Genomic DNA, 4,298 nt, shown 5'->3' on the forward strand with positions numbered 1-4,298 from the left:
ATCTCCCATCCCCCATCCCCCAACCCCCAACCCCCAACCCCCACCGAAAAACTTTTTCAGCAGACCCTAACTAGACTAGCGGGTTAATTAATTCTTTAGAAAGCAAAAAGGGGATAAAAAGGGAATTTTAGCCTGAAAAGTCAGCTAGATAGCTTTTTATGTCTATTTTATTGCCTATCATTGCTCCTGACTCCTTTCTTGCCCCGAAAAATTTATCTTGGTCAGGGGATCATCGTCTTGTCAGAGAGTGACCGAGTGAGTTATAGTCGTCTATAAGACTCGATTAAAGCATTTCTTAAAAGAATCGTGGTTTTTGGAAAATCGAAAAGTGCGCTATTTTCCCTTCCACAGAAACCTGTTGCCGAGGGGAGTAACTCAAAAACTCCTTTTTTCCTAGATTCTGATAGACAGAACTGGCGGAAACGGATAAAAAATGCTGTTATCGAGCAAGACTCAGGGATTAATTGAAAATCTCGTCTCCTGGCTGTGCTTACCTAATTGTGGGTCAAGCCGGCACTGGCCAAACAGACTTAACAACTGAAACCAAGACTCAGTTCCCACGTCTGAGAGGCAGATGAACATCAAGATGAGGCTTTAACGATGCGGACTCATCTTCTTAGAACTTTCTTAACAAGACCAGATTTCCAGAAGTAGCCTCAAAGCATAGACAAATAGCCCATGGTCCGTCGCTTTTGAAACCGAAAGATTGAGGAAATTGAATGCCAAAACAAATAATCATAGCCGAACAACACCATATAGCGGCTGTTTTTTGGGAAGATCAAATTCAGGAATTAGTTGTAGCCACAGGTAATCAGCAGGTGGGGGACATCTATCTAGGATTAGTAGAAAACGTCATCCCCGGGATAGATGCAGCCTTTGTGAATATTGGCGATGCGGAACGCAATGGCTTTATTCATGTCACCGACCTGGGCCCCTTAAGACTGAAAAAAACCGCCGGTGCTATCACGGAATTACTGGCCCCCCAGCAAAAAGTGCTGGTACAGGTAATGAAAGAACCCACCGGCAACAAGGGACCGCGGCTAACGGGAAATGTCACTCTCCCTGGTCGTTATCTGGTATTGATGCCCAATGGTCGCGGGGTGAATCTTTCCCGTCGCATCCGCAGTGAAGACGAGCGCTCCCGTTTACGAGCTTTAGCGATTTTGGTCAAACCGGCGGGGATGGGTTTGCTGGTACGCACCGAGGCCGAAGGCAAAGCGGAAGAAGCGATTATCGAGGATTTGGAATTTCTGCAAAAACAGTGGGAGAGCATCCAACAGATGGCCGTCAGCAGCCGGGCCCCGGCCCTGCTTAACCGCGATGATGACTTTATTCAAAGGGTTTTGCGGGATATGTACAGTGCCGATGTCAATCGCATTGTTGTGGATAACCCGGTGGCGGTAAAACGAGTTAAACAGCAATTGACGAACTGGGGCGGCGGCAAAGCTCTCGAAGGGGTTTATATCGACTCCCATCGGGAAACCCAGCCAATTCTCGACTATTTCCGGGTTAACGCCGCAATTCGCGAGGCCCTCAAACCCCGGGTTGATTTACCCTCCGGCGGCTACATTATCATCGAACCGACGGAAGCTCTAACGGTAATTGATGTTAACTCCGGTTCCTTTACCCGTTCGGCCACGGCCCGAGAAACCGTACTCTGGACTAATAGCGAGGCCGCCACAGAAATCGCCCGACAACTGCGCTTGAGAAATATCGGCGGTGTGGTGGTGGTGGACTTCATCGATATGGATTCCCGTCGCGACCAGTTGAAACTGCTGGAATTGTTTAATAAGGCCCTGAAAAGCGATAAGGCCCGGCCCCAGATTGCCCAATTATCGGAATTGGGGTTAGTGGAATTAACTCGTAAGCGTCAGGGGAAAAACATTTATGAATTATTCGGCAAAACCTGTGACCATTGCGGCGGACTGGGCCATTTAGCCCATCTACCCGGAGAGGGCAATGCCATCGCCCTAGAAACCCCCACCCTTAGCCGCGCGGAAAAAGAAACCTTTATCGTTGCTCCGACTAATACAAAGGTTCTACCCGATAAGAGCGCTCCTAGCGTTGCGGCGGCCGAACCCTATCTAGAAGTTTTCTCCGAATTTGAGGCCGAAGAAAACGCCCAAGGGATGGATCTTTCCTTCCATCCCAACTATCAAGAACAGGTTAATAATTCTCGCCGTCGCCGTCGTCGTCGTCCCTCGGAACTGTTACTAAAAGAGGAACGGGGCGAAAAAGCCTCTACTAACGGTGTTAACAACGAAATCGAGCCGGAATTAGAACCCCAACGCTTTGAGGAAAAACGAGAACGCCCCGCCCGTCTCTCGAAACGGGGAGAAGATGCCAGCGCCGCCAAAAATATCCCCGTCAGCGAACGGGAGCGGGTTTCCGTGGAAATGACCCAGGTAGAACAGGAAGTTTATTCTTTAATGGGCATTTCTCCCCTGATTCTGGTGGATAAGGAGTTTAAAGACCCGAAATCGGTGATTGTTTCCGTGAAACTGGCAGGGGAAAGGGAGGCGGAAAACCCAGAAATGCTTGCCACTCCTGAAATATCCTTGACTCCCACCCTAGAAGTCGAGGACACAGCCGCCGCTACCCCAGTAGAGGCGACGGAAACCAGCGAGGAAGCCGAAAATCGTTCCTTGGTGCGCCGTCGTCGTCGTTCCACCACTAGCGAAGTTAGTCAGGAAATCAACCAAGAAGCTAGTCCACCAGTGACTTTTACGCCCGAACCGATTACGACCGAAACTCCAGTTTTTCTCGGCGAATTCATTCCTTTAGAGACCCCGGTGAGCGCCGAGGTGACAGAGGAGCCACAAATAGAGCCTGAAACCGCGGTGCTGCGTCGTCGTCGTCGTCGTTCCTCCGCCACTGCCGAGCCGTAATGAGCGCAGAACCCTTAATTGCCGGTGTCGATGAAGTGGGGCGCGGGGCTTTATTTGGCCCCGTGGTGGCGGCGGTAGTGGTCACTGTCCCCTCTGGTTTTGCGCGGCTGTGGGAGTTGGGGGTGAAGGATAGTAAGCAACTTAGCCCCCAAAAACGGCAAAAGTTGAGCCGGCAAATACAACGGGATTTTGTTTGTCGCATCGGTTATGCTACGGTGAAAGAGATCGATCGCTTGAATATTTTTCATGCCTCCCTACTGGCGATGAGCAGAGCTATCGGGAAATTACCCCTTTCCCCCAGTCTCTGCTGGGTCGATGGTAAGCACATTATTAAAGATTTGTCAATCCCCCAAAAGGCGGTAATTCAGGGAGATCAACAATCCCCGGTAATTGCCGCAGCCAGTATCGTGGCCAAAGTCTGGCGCGATGACTTAATTACTCGTTGGGACAGACGCTATCCCGATTATGGACTCGCTCGTCACAAGGGTTATGGCACTGCTCAACACCTAGAAGCGATTGGCAACCATGGGGTTACTTCTCAGCACCGGCGCTCTTTTAGTCCCTGTCAATCGAGGTTGGAGCATGACTGCCAGACAAATTGCTAATATTGCTGCTTTGTGACAATTCGAGCGACAAAAGGCTGTTAGCGGAATTATCTGGCTCGGATTCGTGACCAAGTATTTGAACTGGATATTCCTGAAAATTTCCAACCCTTCAGCTATTAAGATTTCTTGATGTCTTTAGGTTGATTCTGCAAAGTTACAGCTTTTTAGAAGGTTCTTCCGAACTTACACTGTAGAAAATTCCGCAAGCTCCCTCTCCGTCCAGCAATGCTCTAAAGTTGATAAATATCAATTTAACAAAAACTCAAAGCCTTAGTATAAAAGCTTTACAAGCATGAGTTGTTGATAGTTTTGCATGACAGGTTCGGTAGAGCCTAAATGACTCTTCCGAACTTGTCGTGTAAAATCAAAGAAAAAACAGACAACTATAGCTGACCAATAAAAACAATAATTTATCTTTAAAAGCTGACTATGCTTGCAATACAGCAATTTATTGGTTAAAATATAGACAGCCAAGATCAGCAATTTTAGACACGAGCTATACTTATGCCATCAAATCCACAATTAAAGTTAATGACCGAGCTACTTCACCTAGAAGGAGTTGTCGTTACCAATTATCAAATTATTACCGATATAGGAATTGTTTTACATTTAGAAAATATGTCAAGAGAAACCCAGTGCATTTATTGTGGAAGTAAAACGGAAAAAGGCTCTTCGTTACTCTTTATGCTAAATCAACAGACAAGATGCCAAGATAACATACTTCTAACCCAAAAATTCCGAAAGTTTCTAAAGCCATAGCCTCTTCGTTTTATTAGTTTAAGTTTATTGTTGATTCCCTCGACCA

Annotated in this window: 3 protein-coding genes and 1 pseudogene; 3 read left to right on the top strand and 1 reads right to left on the bottom strand. The window is 47.5% G+C overall.

What is annotated here, in order from left to right; all coding sequences use genetic code 11:
* Positions 1–719 precede the first annotated feature (719 nt).
* The 3 genes and pseudogenes from IM319_RS11945 to IM319_RS22720 form a co-directional block, all read left to right on the top strand.
* A complete protein-coding gene (locus IM319_RS11945; protein WP_287735753.1) occupies positions 720–2,888 on the top strand; it encodes an Rne/Rng family ribonuclease in 2,169 nt (722 codons plus the stop codon).
* Positions 2,888–3,493, top strand: a complete 606-nt coding sequence (locus tag IM319_RS11950; protein WP_287735754.1) for a ribonuclease HII — start codon at positions 2,888–2,890, stop codon at positions 3,491–3,493. The genes IM319_RS11945 and IM319_RS11950 overlap by 1 nt, the downstream gene beginning before the upstream one ends.
* Before the next feature lie 504 nt (positions 3,494–3,997).
* Positions 3,998–4,159 (top strand): annotated as a pseudogene (locus IM319_RS22720) (ISL3 family transposase); the annotation flags it as partial.
* Positions 4,160–4,185: 26 nt separating this feature from the next.
* Here IM319_RS22720 and IM319_RS11955 read toward each other — a convergent pair.
* The coding region (locus IM319_RS11955) for a transposase (protein WP_071784045.1) at positions 4,186–4,298 on the bottom strand (113 nt) is incomplete at its 5' end.

The sequence above is a fragment of the Microcystis sp. M113S1 genome (genome assembly GCF_020246945.1).
GTDB lineage: Bacteria > Cyanobacteriota > Cyanobacteriia > Cyanobacteriales > Microcystaceae > Microcystis.

Coding starts and splice junctions, on each gene's coding strand:
- IM319_RS11950 (WP_287735754.1), top strand. CDS start 2,888: ATGAGCGCAGAACCCTTAATTGCCGGTGTCGATGAAGTGGGGCGCGGG.
- IM319_RS11945 (WP_287735753.1), top strand. CDS start 720: ATGCCAAAACAAATAATCATAGCCGAACAACACCATATAGCGGCTGTT.